This is a genomic window from Aurantimonas sp. HBX-1 (assembly GCF_021391535.1).
Taxonomy (GTDB): Bacteria; Pseudomonadota; Alphaproteobacteria; order Rhizobiales; family Rhizobiaceae; genus Aurantimonas.
The window spans coordinates 2,981,754-2,995,509 of sequence record NZ_CP090066.1 but is presented as its reverse complement, the minus strand read 5'-3'; the positions used below and the strand labels follow the sequence as shown (position 1 = coordinate 2,995,509).

The 13,756-nt window shown below is 67.9% G+C and carries 13 protein-coding genes; 7 read left to right on the top strand and 6 right to left on the bottom strand.

Annotation, left to right across the window (positions count from 1 at the left end):
* Positions 1-15 precede the first annotated feature (15 nt).
* Entirely contained in the window at positions 16-1,461 is a 1,446-nt protein-coding gene (locus LXB15_RS14275; protein ID WP_233949079.1) for a homospermidine synthase, read from the bottom strand.
* Between the two features lie 201 nt (positions 1,462-1,662).
* Here LXB15_RS14275 and LXB15_RS14270 point away from each other — a divergent pair, with 201 nt between their 5' ends.
* Together LXB15_RS14270 and LXB15_RS14265 are read left to right on the top strand one after the other, a co-directional pair.
* A complete protein-coding gene (locus LXB15_RS14270; RefSeq protein ID WP_233949078.1) occupies positions 1,663-2,637 on the top strand; it encodes a small ribosomal subunit Rsm22 family protein in 975 nt (324 codons plus the stop codon).
* A 77-nt stretch (positions 2,638-2,714) separates the two neighbouring features.
* Positions 2,715-2,972 carry a DNA-binding transcriptional regulator gene (locus LXB15_RS14265; protein WP_233949077.1) on the top strand — a complete coding sequence of 86 codons (258 nt, stop codon included), beginning with the start codon at positions 2,715-2,717 and terminating at the stop codon, positions 2,970-2,972.
* A gap of 30 nt (positions 2,973-3,002) precedes the next feature.
* Here the strand turns inward: LXB15_RS14265 and LXB15_RS14260 are convergent, their stop codons facing one another.
* A complete protein-coding gene (locus LXB15_RS14260; protein WP_233949076.1) occupies positions 3,003-4,832 on the bottom strand; it encodes a M3 family oligoendopeptidase in 1,830 nt (609 codons plus the stop codon).
* A 120-nt stretch (positions 4,833-4,952) separates the two neighbouring features.
* Here LXB15_RS14260 and LXB15_RS14255 point away from each other — a divergent pair, with 120 nt between their 5' ends.
* From LXB15_RS14255 to LXB15_RS14245, 3 genes are all read left to right on the top strand, one after another.
* Positions 4,953-6,449 (top strand): sigma-54 dependent transcriptional regulator, encoded by a 1,497-nt coding sequence (locus tag LXB15_RS14255; protein WP_255696603.1) that lies wholly within the window; start codon positions 4,953-4,955, stop codon positions 6,447-6,449.
* A gap of 231 nt (positions 6,450-6,680) precedes the next feature.
* Positions 6,681-8,360, top strand: coding sequence for a DUF882 domain-containing protein (locus LXB15_RS14250; RefSeq protein ID WP_233949075.1), 1,680 nt, complete (start codon positions 6,681-6,683; stop codon positions 8,358-8,360).
* 772 nt (positions 8,361-9,132) lie between these two features.
* Positions 9,133-9,564: a MucR family transcriptional regulator gene (locus tag LXB15_RS14245; protein ID WP_233949074.1), complete on the top strand. Its 432-nt coding sequence runs from the start codon at positions 9,133-9,135 to the stop codon at positions 9,562-9,564.
* Between the two features lie 85 nt (positions 9,565-9,649).
* Here LXB15_RS14245 and LXB15_RS14240 read toward each other — a convergent pair whose 3' ends face one another.
* Together LXB15_RS14240 and LXB15_RS14235 are read right to left on the bottom strand one after the other, a co-directional pair.
* Positions 9,650-9,913 (bottom strand): DUF2312 domain-containing protein, encoded by a 264-nt coding sequence (locus LXB15_RS14240; protein WP_233949073.1) that lies wholly within the window; start codon positions 9,911-9,913, stop codon positions 9,650-9,652.
* A 101-nt stretch (positions 9,914-10,014) separates the two neighbouring features.
* Positions 10,015-10,320, bottom strand: coding sequence for a DUF1244 domain-containing protein (locus LXB15_RS14235; RefSeq protein ID WP_233949072.1), 306 nt, complete (start codon positions 10,318-10,320; stop codon positions 10,015-10,017).
* Positions 10,321-10,652: 332 nt separating this feature from the next.
* Between LXB15_RS14235 and LXB15_RS14230 the strand changes: the two genes are divergently transcribed.
* Positions 10,653-11,123, top strand: coding sequence for a DUF1036 domain-containing protein (locus tag LXB15_RS14230; RefSeq protein WP_233949071.1), 471 nt, complete (start codon positions 10,653-10,655; stop codon positions 11,121-11,123).
* Positions 11,120-12,556: a pyruvate kinase gene (pyk, locus tag LXB15_RS14225; protein WP_233949070.1), complete on the top strand. Its 1,437-nt coding sequence runs from the start codon at positions 11,120-11,122 to the stop codon at positions 12,554-12,556. Before LXB15_RS14230 ends, pyk begins: the two co-directional genes overlap by 4 nt.
* Positions 12,557-12,646: 90 nt before the next feature.
* On the opposite strand, the gene LXB15_RS14220 is transcribed toward pyk, so the two are convergent.
* Both LXB15_RS14220 and ykgO read right to left on the bottom strand, forming a co-directional pair.
* Positions 12,647-13,393 (bottom strand): hypothetical protein, encoded by a 747-nt coding sequence (locus tag LXB15_RS14220; RefSeq protein ID WP_233949069.1) that lies wholly within the window; start codon positions 13,391-13,393, stop codon positions 12,647-12,649.
* An 80-nt stretch (positions 13,394-13,473) separates the two neighbouring features.
* A complete protein-coding gene (gene ykgO / locus LXB15_RS14215) occupies positions 13,474-13,599 on the bottom strand; it encodes a type B 50S ribosomal protein L36 (RefSeq protein WP_163043889.1) in 126 nt (41 codons plus the stop codon).
* Positions 13,600-13,756 lie beyond the last annotated feature (157 nt).

Here is a 13,756-nt window from a genome sequence, read left to right as displayed (position 1 = left end):
CCGGAAAGCAAACGGTTACCTGACGAGGATGTTCCTGAACTGCCACGGGTCCTTCTCGTCGAGGTCTTCCGGAAACAGTCCCGGCCGATCCTTCAGCGGCGTCCAGTCGGTATAGTAGCCCTTGACCGGGCCGAGATACGGCTGCTGCACTTCCAGGCAGCGACGATAGTCCATCTCGTCGGTCTCGACGATCCCGGTCTCGGGGTTCTCCAGCGCCCAGACCATGCCGGCGAGTACCGCCGAGCTCACCTGCAGTCCGGTGGCGCTTTGGTAGGGCGCCAGCTTGCGCGCCTCCTCGAGCGACAGCTGCGAGCCGTACCAGTAGGCGTTCTTGTCGTGGCCGTAGAGCAGCACGCCGAGCTCGTCGATGCCGTCGAGAAGCTCGCTCTCGTCGAGCACGTGATGCTCCGGCTGGATCTTGCCGGCCGCGCCGAACAGCTCGTCGAGCGACAGCACCGCGTCGTTGCACGGGTGATAGGCGTAGTGACAGGTCGGCCGGTACGTCACCTCGTCGTCGCGGTTGCGGTGCGTGAAGTAGTCGGCGATGGAGATCGACTCGTTGTGGGTGACGAGGAAGCCGTATTGCGGCCCCGGCGTCGGGCACCAGGAGCGGACGCGCGTGTTGGCGCCCGGCTGCTCGAGGAAGATGCCGGACTGGTGGCCCTTCTTGTGCGAGCGGGCGTTCTTCGGCATCCACTTCTCGTGCGTGCCCCAGCCGAGTTCCGCCGGCTGCATGCCCTCCGAGAGGAAGCCCTCGACCGACCAGGTGTTCCAGAACACGTTGAGCGGCTTCGGCGCCTTGGCGCGCTGCGTGTCGCGTTCGGCGATATGGATGCCCTTGACCCCGGCGCGCTTCATTAGTTTGGCCCAGCCTTCGCGGTCGTCCGTCTTGGGCTCGGTGAATTCGAGGCCGATCTCGCGCGAGACGTCGAGCAGCGCCTGCTTGACGAACCAGGAGACCATGCCGGGATTGGCGCCGCAGCATGAGACGGCCGTGGTGCCGCCCGGATGCTTGCGCTTCTCCTTGCGGACGGTCTCGCGCAGCGCGTAGTTGGTGCGGTCGGCGTTCGACAGCGACTCGTTGAAATAGAAGCCGAGCCATGGCTCGACGACCGTGTCGATGTAGAGCACGCCGAGCTTGCGGCACAGCTTCATCAGGTCGAGCGAACCGGTGTCCACCGAGAGGTTGACGCAGAAGCCCTGACCCTTGCCTTCGGTCAGCAGCGGCGTCAGCAGTTCCTCGTAGTTCTTCTTGGTCACCGCCTCGTTGACGAAGCGGATGCCGCGCTCGTCGAGCAGCGCCCGGCCGGAATCGTCCGGGTCGACGACGGTGAAGCGCGCCTTGTCGTAATCGAAGTGCCGCTCGATCAGCGGCAGGGTGCCCTTGCCGATCGAGCCGAAGCCGATCATCACGATGGGCCCGGAAATTCTTGCGTGGATCGGGTGCTTGCCGCGTTTCATGGACAGCCCTCCTGGTAGGGAAATTGTGCCGAGGGGTTCGGCGAAGGCGCTAGAACAGTTCCTAGACAGGGGCTAGGACAGTTAGGTGACAAATGAAAGGGCGAGGGGCCTCGCCAGCCGCGCGGCCGGCAGATCGTCTCCTGTCGTGCCATAACCCGCCCTGCCTGACTTTTCCCCCGAGTGTAACGGCCGAGACCCTCGATGCAGCTTCCGCCGGCCCTGCGCCTTGCCCTCGACGCCCGCCTGGATGCACTGCCGCTGGAGGGCCTGCGGAACGAAGGCGCGCGCCTGTCGCAGCGTTACCGCGCCGAGACCCGCGACGGCAAACGCCATCTGGACGGCGAGGCGGCGGTGCTGGCCTATCTGGCGGCCCGCATGCCGGCCACCTTCGCCGCCGTGCGCGCGAGCCTTGCCGCCGTCGCTGTGCGTCAACCGGCCTTCGCGCCGCAGTCGCTGCTCGACGTCGGGGCAGGGCCGGGGACGGCGCTCTGGGCGGCGCTCGACACCTTCGGCAGCCTCGGCGCCGCAACGCTCGTCGAGGCGAGCCCGCCGGCTCTCGCCGTCGGCCGCGCCCTCTGCGAGACGGGTCTCTCCGACGCCGGCGTTGCGATCGAATGGGTTCAGGCCGACGCGCTGGCCGCCCTCTCGGCCCGCCAGCCGGCCGACCTCGTGACGCTCGCCTACGTCCTCGACGAGCTGCCGCCCTCGGCGATCCCCGGCCTCGTCGCCGAACTCTGGCGCCTGGCGCGCCAGGTGCTGGTGATAGTCGAGCCGGGCACCACCGGCGGCTGGCAGCGGATCCTTGCCGCCCGCGACCAGCTGCTGGCCGAGGGCGCATCGATCCTGGCGCCATGCCCGCATGCCACCGCCTGTCCGCTGACGCCGCCCGACTGGTGCCATTTCGCCGAACGGGTCGAGCGCTCGCGCACCCACCGGCTGACCAAGGGCGGCACCGTGCCCTACGAAGACGAGAAGTTCATCTATCTCGCCGTCGCCCGTGAAGCCGCCCCGCCGCCGCCGGCGCGGGTGCTGGCGCCGCCGCGCGGCGGCAGCGGCAAGGTGCAGCTGAAGCTCTGCACCGCCGCCGGCACGTTGCAGGAGCGGCTGGTGACCAAGCGCGAAGGTGACACCTTCCGCAGCGCCCGCCGGCTGGAATGGGGCGACGCTTGGGAGTGAGGGCTGGGGAGAGGCGGGCGACGCGAGCCGCCTCTGCAACTGGCGGACTATACGCGAACAGCGTATGGTCTCACCGCATGGCGGAGCCCTTCGACAACCCCGACTGGAGCGACGCGCCCGCGCCGCCGTTGGACACAGCGTTGAAGCTGCAGGCGATCCGGGCGCGGCTGCGCCTGAGCCAGGCCGAATTCGCCGCTCTTCTGCGGATACCGCGATCGACCCTGCAGAATTGGGAGCAAGGCCGCACCGGGCCGGACAGCTTTGCGCGCCACGTCATCGACGTCATCTACGACGATCCCGAGGGCATGCGGCAGCGGCTGGCGCGCGCCGCCTGAGCGAATGCACGGCGCCTCCGCCGTCCCGCCTCAATCCTCCATCGCCTCCAGCTCGTCGATGAAGCCGGAGATCATGGCGAGGCCGCGCGACCAGAAGGCGGGGTCGGAGGCGTCGAGGCCGAAGGGCTGCAGCAGCTCGGAGTGATGCTTGGTGCCGCCGGCCTTCAGCATCTCGAAATATTTCTCCTGGAAGCCGGATTCGGAGTTCTCGTAGACCGCGTAGAGCGAGTTCACCAGGCAGTCGCCGAAGGCATAGGCATAGACGTAGAACGGCGAATGGATGAAGTGCGGCACGTAGGTCCAGTAGGTCTCGTAGCCGTCGCCGAGCCGCAGCGACGGGCCGAGGCTTCGGGCCTGGACGTCCATCCAGATCTCGCCGATCCGCTCGGTGGTCAGCTCGCCCTGCCGGCGCTCCTCGTGCAGCGCCCGCTCGAACTGGTAGAAGGCGATCTGCCGGACCACCGTGTTGATCATGTCCTCGACCTTGGAGGCGAGCAGCGTCTTGCGCTCGGCCTTGGTCTTCGTCTGGTCGAGCAGCGAGCGGAAGGTCAGCATCTCGCCGAACACCGAGGCGGTCTCGGCCAGGGTCAGCGGCGTCGCCGCCATCAGCGCGCCCTGGCGCCCGGCCAGCACCTGGTGGACGCCGTGGCCGAGCTCGTGCGCGAGCGTCATCACGTCGCGCGGCTTGCCCATGTAGTTGAGCAGCACATAGGGGTGGACGCTGGGCACCGTCGGGTGGGCGAACGCGCCCGGCGACTTGCCGGGCCGGATCGCCGCGTCGATCCAGCCCTTGGCGAAGAACGGCTCGGCGATCGCCGCCATTTCCGGCGAGAAGCCGGAATAGGCCGACAGCACGGTCTCGCGCGCTTCGTCCCAGGAAATGTCGCGGCGGCGGGCATCCGGCAGCGGCGCGTTGCGATCCCAGAAGTCCAGCACCTCGAGCCCCATCCACTTTGCCTTCATCGCGTAGTAGCGGTGCGAGATCGACGGGTAGGCGTCCGACACCGCCTTCTCCAGCGCGTCGACCACTTCCCGCTCGACCCGGTTGGCGAGGTGGCGGGAATCGGCGACGTCCTCGAAGCCGCGCCAGCGATCGGAGATCTCCTTGTCCTTGGCGAGCGTGTTGGTGATCAGCGTGAAGGTACGCAGGTTCTCGCTGAAGACGTTGGCCAGCGCGCTGGCGGCCTTGCGCCGCTTCTCGCCGTCCGGATCCTGCAGCAGGTTGAGCGTCGCCTCCAGCGCCAGATCGTCGCCGTCGACGGTGAAGCGCAGCGAGGTGAGCGTCTCGTCGAACAGCCGGTTCCAGGCGCCGCGGCCGGTGATCGCCTTCTCGTGGAACAGTTCCTCGACCCGGTCCTCGAGCTGGAACGGCTTGTCCTTGCGCAGGTCGACCAGCCAGGGCCGGTAGTGGGCGAGGGCCGGGTCCCGATCCATCGCGGCATCGACAACCGCATCGTCGATCCGGTTGAGCTCGAGCGGGAAGAACAGGAGGCGCGACGAGATGTCGGTCACCGCCGACTGGATGTCGCCGTAGAACTTGGCGCGGGTCGGATCCGACGTGTCGCCCGAATAGATCAGCCCGGCATAGGAGATGATCCGCCCGAGCAGTTCCTCCAGCGCCTCGAAAGCGACGATCGCCTCGGCAAGGCTCGGCTCTCCGGTCGTCGCTGCCGTGGTCAGCGTGCCGCGCCAGCGCGTCTGGAACGCCTCCGCCAGGCGGCGCGCCTCGGCGAGATCGTCGGCGAGCTCCTGGCTGTCCATCGACGGGTAGAGATCGGCGAGGTTCCATTCGGGCAGCGCCGCAGCCTCGCCCCGGGCGGACTCGACGGCGGAAAAGGTCGGACGGAAAGGCAGGTTCATCGGGTCATGCTCGTTCTGGAGGGCAGGCGGACATCGGGCATTGTCGTTCCGATTTTAGGCAAATCGGAACGCAACGGTTGATCATGTCCGTTCAGCCGAATTTCAGTCGGTCGTGCCAAAGTGGGGCACCCTCGCGCCGGGACGAGGTCGGAGGCTGACGGGTCGCAACTCGTACTCATCGTCGATGACGATCCTATACAACGCCGATTGCTCGACGCCCAAGTCACGCGCATGGGCTACACGCCAATTTCATGCGGCGGCGGGCGCGCCGCGCTGGAGGCGCTCGACGGGCGCCACCGCGGCGCCGTCACGGCGGTGGTGCTCGACCTGATCATGCCCGACACCGGGGGACTCGAGGTGCTGGCCGAGATGCGCCGCCGCGAACTCGACATCCCGGTCGTCGTGCAGACCGCCAAGGGGTCGATCGAGACGGTCGTCGAGGCGATGCGGGCCGGGGCGTTCGACTTCCTGGTCAAGCCGTTCTCGCCCGAAAAGCTCGGAGACGTGCTGGCCAGTGCGGTGCGCATGCAGGCGGCGCCGCGGCGCCGCGGTACGGCCGGCACCAGCCGCCCGCTCCTGGCCGATGCCGAGGCGTCCCCGGCGCTGCGGCCGGTGCTGGCCGCCGCGGCAAAGGCGGCCCGCTCGGCGATCCCCGTGCTGATCCACGGGGAGACCGGAGTCGGCAAGGATTGGCTGGCGACGGCGATCCAGGCGGAGAGCGGGCGCGCCAAGCGGCCTTTCGTGACGCTCAATTGCGGCGCGATCCCCGCCGATCTCGCCGAAAGCATCCTCTTCGGCCATGAGAAGGGCGCCTTCACCGACGCCGGCCAGCGCCACGAGGGCAAGTTTCTCCAGGCCGACGGCGGCACGCTGTTTCTCGACGAGGTCGGGGAACTGCCGATGGCGGCGCAGGTCAAGCTGCTGCGGGTGCTGCAGACGGGCGAGGTCGACCTCGTCGGGGGCTCGACGACCCGTCACGTCGACGTGCGGATCATCGCGGCGACCAACCGCAGTCTTGCCGCCGCCGTGGCGGCGGGGCGCTTCCGCGAAGACCTATACTACCGGCTCAACCCGTTCGAGATCCGCATACCGCCATTGCGCGAGCGCCGCGGGGAGATCCCGGGCCTCGCGAAGGGTTGCCTGGCGCGCTACCGCCAGCTCGAGCGGCAGGCGCCGGGACGCATCCTGTCGCGCGGCGCGCTCGATCTGCTGCAACGCTACGACTGGCCGGGCAACATCCGCCAGCTGGAAAACGCCGTCTACCGCGCCCTCGTGCTGAGCGAGTCGGAGACGCTGGAGGCGGCGAACTTCGCGCCCGTCGCGGCGCTGGTCTCGGTGGGCGCGCTGCCGGTGCCGAACGACACCGCGACGCCGGGCCCCCGTGGCGAGCCGACCGCCGCCGCGGTCTCGGCCGGCGCCGACGCCTGCGCGGCCGCGACGCAGTTCCCGTTGCGGGACGAGGCGGGACAGATCCGCCGGATCGAGGATATCGAGGCGGATGTGATCCGTGTCGCGCTGTGCCAGTATGGCGGCCAGATGAGCGAGATCGCGCGGCGGCTGGGCATCGGACGGTCGACGCTCTACCGCAAGATGCGCGAATACAATATCGGCGCCTGACGTTCCGGCGGCCGATTCAATCCTCCGTGTCGCGTGAGCAGCGGCGAAGTCGGGTCAAATAACCTTAATTGGAGCTTAACGCTTTCGGAGCAAAATCCGCAGGAAGATCGGCGACTGTCATCTTGATGCCGCAGTTTTGGAAAAACTGGACGTATTGGGTGGCAGTTCCTATGACAGCAGTGCCCCGGGGGACAGGCGCGGGGCCTGCAGCGGTTTTGAGGGGAATACCGAATGCTCGGACACACCGCCGGCGCGGGCCGTATGGCCAAGCGCATCGCGACGCTCGCCGCACTGGTCATGTTCGGACTCTGCGCGACGACCACGGTGAAAGCCGAGACCCGGACCATCAAGCTCTACAACGTCCACAACAAGGAACAGGGGACGTTCGCCTACAAGCGCAACGGCCGCTACGTCTCCTCGGAGATGAAGAAGATCAACTGGTTCCTGCGTGACTGGCGCCGCAACGAGCCGACCACGATCGATCCCCGCCTCATCGACCTGGTCTGGGAAGCCTACCGCCAGACCGGCTCGCGCAACCCCATCAACGTCGTCAGTTCCTACCGCTCCCCCGCCACCAACTCCATGCTGCGTTCGCGCAGTTCGGGTGTCGCGAAGAAAAGCCAGCACACGCTCGGCAAGGCGATGGATTTCTTCATTCCCGGCGTGCCGCTCAAGAAGATGCGCGAGATCGGCCTGAAGATGCAGATCGGCGGCGTCGGCTATTATCCGCGCTCCGGCTCGCCCTTCGTGCATTTCGACGTCGGCAATGCCCGGCACTGGCCGCGCATGAGCCGCAAGGAACTGCTCGCGGTCTTCCCGAAAGGCAACACCGTCCATGTGCCGTCCGACGGCAAGCCGCTGCCCGGCTACCAGCAGGCGCTCGCCTCCTACAAGCAGCGCAAGGGCGCTTCCGAGATCCAGGTCGCCAATGCCACCGCTTCCGGCGGCGGCGGCAAGACCCTGCTCGCCATGCTGTTCGGCGGCGGCAGTGACGAGGCGGAGGACGAGGCGGATGTGGCGCCGGCAGCCCGCCAGCCGGCGGCCCGGCAGCCTGAGCCGGCCGTCGCCGTGGCCTCCGTCGTGCCGCAGTCGCGCCCGACGCAGAGCCTGCCCAACGCGGTGGCCGTCCCCGTCGGCGATCGTTTCGACGTGAGTTCTCCGGCCCCTGCGGCGGCGCCCGCCGCCGAGACGGAAGTCGCGGCGCTGGAATCGGCCAAGATCCCGGTCCCGACCTGGGCGCCCTCGCGCGCCACGCCGGAACTGCCGGTCGCAGCCGAATCGGACGCCGTGTCGACGCTGGTCGCGGCGCTCGAGACCCAGGCCGCCGAAACCGTCGCCTCCGGCCAGCTGGCCTACGCCGTTCCCCGGCCGCGTGACCGGCCGCAGTTCGACGCCGTACTGAAGGAGACGGCGCCCGTCGCCGCGGCCGCCGCTCCCGTACCGGCCGCATCGCCCGCACCCGCCGCTGCCCCCGCGGCCGAACCGATGGCCGTCGCCGCGGCGCCGGCAGTGACGCCGCGCCCGCTGGTCGAGCCGAAGGCGACGCCGGCCGAGCCGCTGCTGACCGCCGCGGCGAGCCGCCCGACACCGCTGCTGCAGCCGGCCCGTGCGCCGCTGATCGCCGGCAAGGGCGGGCGCGTCCTGAAAGAGGCCGTAATGCCGCCGGCGAGAGCCGTGACCGTCGACCCGCAGGAGGCCATCGCTTCGCGGATCGCCGTAGCCACGCTCGTCGCCGATCCGGCCGAGCGTGCCCGTGACATGCCGCAGCAGATGCCGGACGGGCACCGTCTGGTCGGCGACGTTCCGTCCTCGGTGTTTGCCGCGGGCTTCGCGCCGGCGACGGCTGCCGAGAAAACCGGGCGCTTCTCCGGCTCGGCTGTGACCTTCCTTCCCCTGGTGAAGCTGCAGTAGGCAGGACCCACCGGAGTCTCGGCGACCGGCGGCGCATAGTCGCCCGTCGCAATCAGCAAGCAGTTCGCGGCTGGCAACGTCGCGGCACGGTGGCTGATCTGCCGCGTCGTCTCTGCTTCCCCCCGGAAGATCTACCTCGGCTTCTCGGCCCCGGTCCTTCAGGCGACGGATGTGCCGGGGGATGGATGCGCCGCATCGGCCTAAAGCCGAGAGGCACCGATCTGCCGGTACGTGGCCGCCGATTGTGTCAGCGCTGCCGCGGGCTCCGTGCATACCTCAGATCCCGTCGAGATGAAGGCCGTGCTGCTGCGAAGGCGCTACGAATTCGCGTCCGCGTATCCACCGTTGACGCGAGCAAAACGTGTATCCCGGCCATCAATACCACTCGTCGGCGAAATCAAATCCTGCCGGAAACTAGTGGCTGCGCCGGCACTTGCCGCCGAAATTAAATCCCGGAAAGAATTGCGCGGCCGCGGCTTAGTTCAGAGGCCTGTCTACGCGCTCTGTGAATTCTTACCCGCGCGTAACAGCGGGGCGTCGGGGTCTCCGACTGCTCAATATTGCACCTGTTGCGGCTCTTGCAGAAACAAAAAAACCTTGGGATTGCAACGTCCGCGCTTGACATTAAGTATAGGCTTATAAATACAGAATTCGAAGCGCGCTGTTTCGCACAATGCGCCGTCGAAAATTTCGCATCATGTACGCTGCCGCGGAGAGCACGACTGCGGAACAGCTTGTCCGCTCCCCTTCTTCGCATACGATTGGAAAAAAAATGGATCAGATTGAAAACGTCGACAACAACGAGATGCTGATGGAGCTGACCGCCGAAGTGGTGGCCGCCTATGTCAGCAACAACTCGTTGCCCGTATCGGAACTCCCGGGACTCATCTCCGACGTCTACGGCGCGCTCGGCCGCACCACCATCGCGCCCCAGGCGCCGCTGGCCGAGAAGCCGAAGCCGGCCGTGCCGGTCAAGAAGTCGGTGACGGATGACTTCATCATCTGTCTCGAGGATGGCAAGAAGTTCAAGTCGCTGAAGCGCCACCTGATGACCCACTACAACCTGACGCCCGAGGAATATCGGGAGAAGTGGGATCTGCCGTCCGACTATCCGATGGTTGCCCCCAACTATGCGGCCGCGCGTTCGCGCCTCGCCAAGCAGATGGGTCTCGGCCACAAGCGCCGCCGCGCCGCGGCACGCTAACCACCCCGTCGGCAGCTCGCTGCCGTCGCGACGAAAAAAGGCCCGCCGGTTTCCCGCGGGCCTTTTTCATGTCGGGAGGAAACCGTCAGTCCTTGGGAATGTCGGCGGCCATGCCGAGCGCCTGCAGGTAGAGGTCGAGGATCGCCTCCTGTTCCTGGCGCTCGTTCTGGTCCTGCTTGCGCAGCGAGATCACCCGGCGCAGCACCTTGGTGTCGAAACCGTTGCCCTTCGCTTCCGCATAGACGTCCTTGATGTCGTCCGCGATGGTCTTCTTCTCTTCCTCGAGTCGTTCGATCCGCTCGACGAACGAGCGCAGTTGATCCTGAGCGACATCATGCACGTCGGACATGTCCGGTCTCCGTATGGCGCCGTCATGCGGCATTCGCGCAGCGGCCTAGCAGACGCCGGCGATTCGTTGAATGGGCCGGCCGGTGGCCGGGGCGTCTCTCGTCAGTCGTGCGGGCGGGACGTCTCGAAACGCGCCGTGGCATCGGGGGCGGCTTCCGTCTGGTAGGCCTCGCGCCACTGCTCGTACGGCATGCCGTAGACGATTTCCCGCGCCTCGTCCTTGCTGATTTCTCGGCCGTCCGCCGCGGCAGCGTCCCGGTACCAGTTGGACAGGCAGTTGCGGCAGAAGCCGGCGAGATTCATCAGGTCGATGTTCTGCACGTCCGTGCGGGCACGCAGATGATCGCGCAGCCGCCGGAACGCGGCGGCCTCGTATTCGATGCGCTGGCTTTCGCTGATCTCGTCCATCCTGCGACTCCCTCTTTACGGTCCTGCGGGTGCTCGCCCCGCATATCGCTCCGGTAAGGACTTCGATCAAGTGCGGCGACCGGGCCGGGCGGGCTCGCCTATTGCGGCACGATAGGCTAGGTCGGGGTGCGTTGCCGCGCCGGTTCGGCGCCGGCGGCGTCCTGTCGCCGGCGTGGCTGGCGACGTTCCCTACCGGCGACGGTGCCGCCGGGCCGCCGCGTTCGACGGTGGCGCCCGCCGCCAGCCTCACGAAAGTCACGTCGTTGACAGCATTGGCCGCTATGCGAAGAAGAGGCATTCTGCGACCCGATCCGCATAGCGAGGATAGCGTGATGAAATCTGACTCCCTGCGCTGGCTGTGGAATGTTGCGACAGCCGGCGTGGTCGCGATCGGCCTGACGGTCCTGTCCGCGCCGCTGACGGCCAATGCCGCGAAGGCCGATTTCCGCGTCTGCAACGGCACCCAGTCGCTGGTCGGCGTCGCCATCGGCTACCGCGCCGAGGCCGGATGGACCACGGAAGGGTGGTGGCGCATCCCGGCGACAACCTGCAAGTCGATCATCGAGGGGCCGCTGTCGTCCCGCTACTATTATCTCTACGCTGAGGATGCCGACGGCAACGGCCGCTGGGCCGGCCCCGTCAGCCTCTGCATCGCCGAGAACGAGTTCAAGATCGCCGGCGTCAAGGACTGCTTCCAGCGGGGGTACCAGAAGATGGGCTTCCGTGAATACGATACCGGCGAGCAGGCGAGCTGGATGGTCCAGCTCACCGAGGCGCCACGCGAAGGTACGGACACACAATGAGACGCAATCGCAGGGTCAAGATTCTCGCCACGCTTGGACCCGCTTCGTCTTCGGAAGAGATGATCCGCAAGCTGCACGAAGCCGGCGCGGACGTGTTCCGGATCAATATGAGCCATGCCGACCACGACACGATGCGTGAACTGGTCAAGCGGATCCGGCGGGTCGAGGAAGCGGTCGGTCGTCCGATCGGCATCCTCGCCGACCTGCAGGGCCCGAAGCTGCGGGTCGGCCCGTTCGCCGAGGGTAAGGTCACGCTCACCGTCGGCCAGGAATTCACCCTCGACGACGATCCGGCGCCGGGCGACGCGACACGCGTCTACCTGCCGCATCCCGAGATCCTCGCCGCGGTGCAGGAGGGGCACCGGCTGCTCATCGATGACGGCCGGCTGCAGCTCGTCTGCATCTCCACCGACCAGCACCACATCAAGTGCCGCGTCGTCGCCGGCGATAAGATCTCCGACCGCAAGGGCGTCAGCCTGCCCGACACGACGCTGGCGACCGGCGCCCTGACCGACAAGGACCGCCGCGATCTCGACGCGGTGCTGGCCGAGAATGTCGACTGGGTGGCGCTCTCCTTCATCCAGCGTCCCGACGATCTGGCCGAGGCCCGCAAGATCGCCCGCGGCCGCGCCTTCCTGCTGTCGAAGATCGAGAAGCCGCAGGCGGTCGAACGCCTCGACGAGATCATCGAACTGTCGGACGCCATCATGGTCGCCCGCGGCGACCTCGGCGTCGAGCTGCCGCTGGAGACCGTCCCCGGCATCCAGAAGCGCATCACCCGCGCCGCCCGCAAGGCCGGCAAGCCGGTGGTCGTTGCGACCCAGATGCTGGAATCGATGATCTCGGCGCCGGTGCCGACGCGCGCCGAAGTCTCGGACGTTTCCACCGCCGTCTACGAAGGCGCCGACGCGGTGATGCTGTCGGCGGAATCGGCAGCCGGCGACTATCCGGTCGAGGCCGTGGCGACGATGGACCGCATCGCCGTGCAGGTCGAGAAGGATCCGCTCTATCCCGGCATCATCTTCGCCCAGCGCCCGGCGCCCGAGCCGACCGGCGCCGATGCCGTCTCGCTCGCCGCCCGGCAGATGGCCGAGACGCTCGGCGTCGCGGTGATCGTCACCTACACGGCGACCGGCACGACCGGCCTCAGGACCGCGCGCGAGCGGCCGCAGATCCCGATCCTGGCGCTGTCGCCGGTGGTGCAGACCGCCCGCCGCCTGTCGCTGGTCTGGGGCCTGCATTGCGTCGTCACCGAGGACGCGCAGGATCTCGACGACATGGTCGACCGCGCCTGCCGGATCTCGGTGGAGCAGGGCTATGCCCGCTCCGGCGAACGGCTGATCGTCACTGCCGGCGTGCCGCTGCGTACCCCCGGCGCGACCAACATGCTGCGCATCGCCTATATCGGCTCGGACGGCCTCTCGGCCGTCTGAGGCGCCGCGTCACCCAAGGCCGGTGATGGCGAGGCGCAGCGTCCCCGCCGTCACCCTTCGCCGGGGTGAGCCGGTATCGCACTGGGGCTTTCAGAGCAGCGGGCCGACCAGCTCGTCGGACAGCCGTCCCGCCGCGTCCTGCGCCGACCGGAGCGCCGGATAGACCGCCAGCACCTGCATGTAGATTTCCAGCGCCTTGTCCTTGTGGCCGGTCCGTTCGAGGATCGTGGCAAGGCCCATCATCGCGCCCCAGTGGCGCGGCTCGCGCAACAGCGTCTGCTCGATGTCGGCCAGCGACTTGCCCCAGTCGTCGGTGGTGAAGCTGAGCGTCGCGCGGCGATTCCACGCCTCGGCATAATCGGGCGCGAGAACCAGCGCCTGGTCGAGCAGGTCGCGGGCGGCCGCGGCGTTCTTTTCCGCCATCGCCTCGGCGGCGCGCATCATCAGGAGGTCGATCGTGGCGCTGCCGCTGCGGCGCCACTGCCGCTCGATCCGCGACGCGATGAGTCGCGCCTTGCCCTCGTCGGGCTCCTTGCGGAGCTCGGCGAACAGGCCGTCGATCGTCGCTTCCGGCCGGGCCGGTGCGGCGTCGTCGGTCGCCGACGCTTCCGGTGCATCGCCGTCCGGCAGCGGCTCGCTGCCGAAGGCGTCGGGGGATTCTTCGAGTTCCTCGTCCGGCGCCGGCAGGACCATCGGCGGTTCCTCGGAGCCGGGCGGGGCGTCGGGCGCCAACTCGGGCATCGCCGCCGGCGGCTCGGTGCCCTGCGCGAGGGCAGGGGCGGCGGGCGGCAGGGCGATCGCGAGGCTGAGGGCGGCAGAAATCAGGACGGCGCGCATGGGGAGAACCTACGTCCCCCATGCGCGCCGTCAAACTGAAATCTCGGTGAGCGGCCTGCCCGAAGGCGGCCGGCTCGGGATCAGCCCTGGCGGGCCTTGAAGCGCGGGGCTTCCTTGTTGATGATGTAGACGCGGCCCTTGCGGCGAACCAGACGGTTGGCGCGGTGGCGGGTCTTCAGTGCCTTGAGCGAATTCTTGATCTTCATGACATCACCGGATCGTCTGAAGCGACGATCGGATCCTTTCCGTTCCGCCGCATAGGGAAGGGGCGCGCCGGCCGAGGCCTGCTACGCAAGTGGTGCCGAGATAGCTTTGCCGGCACGCATTGTCAACGAGTCGCGGCGTTTCCGGCACTTTCCGTTG

What these genes read in the sequence shown, in the direction of transcription:
- LXB15_RS14240 (WP_233949073.1), bottom strand. Translation starts at nt 9,913, where the DNA reads ATGTCCGACGTGCATGATGTCGCTCAGGATCAACTGCGCTCGTTCGTC.
- LXB15_RS14250 (WP_233949075.1), top strand. Translation starts at nt 6,681, where the DNA reads ATGCTCGGACACACCGCCGGCGCGGGCCGTATGGCCAAGCGCATCGCG.
- LXB15_RS14230 (WP_233949071.1), top strand. Translation starts at nt 10,653, where the DNA reads ATGAAATCTGACTCCCTGCGCTGGCTGTGGAATGTTGCGACAGCCGGC.
- LXB15_RS14270 (WP_233949078.1), top strand. Translation starts at nt 1,663, where the DNA reads ATGCAGCTTCCGCCGGCCCTGCGCCTTGCCCTCGACGCCCGCCTGGAT.
- LXB15_RS14220 (WP_233949069.1), bottom strand. Translation starts at nt 13,393, where the DNA reads ATGCGCGCCGTCCTGATTTCTGCCGCCCTCAGCCTCGCGATCGCCCTG.
- pyk (WP_233949070.1), top strand. Translation starts at nt 11,120, where the DNA reads ATGAGACGCAATCGCAGGGTCAAGATTCTCGCCACGCTTGGACCCGCT.
- LXB15_RS14260 (WP_233949076.1), bottom strand. Translation starts at nt 4,832, where the DNA reads ATGAACCTGCCTTTCCGTCCGACCTTTTCCGCCGTCGAGTCCGCCCGG.
- ykgO (WP_163043889.1), bottom strand. Translation starts at nt 13,599, where the DNA reads ATGAAGATCAAGAATTCGCTCAAGGCACTGAAGACCCGCCACCGCGCC.
- LXB15_RS14275 (WP_233949079.1), bottom strand. Translation starts at nt 1,461, where the DNA reads ATGAAACGCGGCAAGCACCCGATCCACGCAAGAATTTCCGGGCCCATC.
- LXB15_RS14235 (WP_233949072.1), bottom strand. Translation starts at nt 10,320, where the DNA reads ATGGACGAGATCAGCGAAAGCCAGCGCATCGAATACGAGGCCGCCGCG.
- LXB15_RS14245 (WP_233949074.1), top strand. Translation starts at nt 9,133, where the DNA reads ATGGATCAGATTGAAAACGTCGACAACAACGAGATGCTGATGGAGCTG.
- LXB15_RS14265 (WP_233949077.1), top strand. Translation starts at nt 2,715, where the DNA reads ATGGCGGAGCCCTTCGACAACCCCGACTGGAGCGACGCGCCCGCGCCG.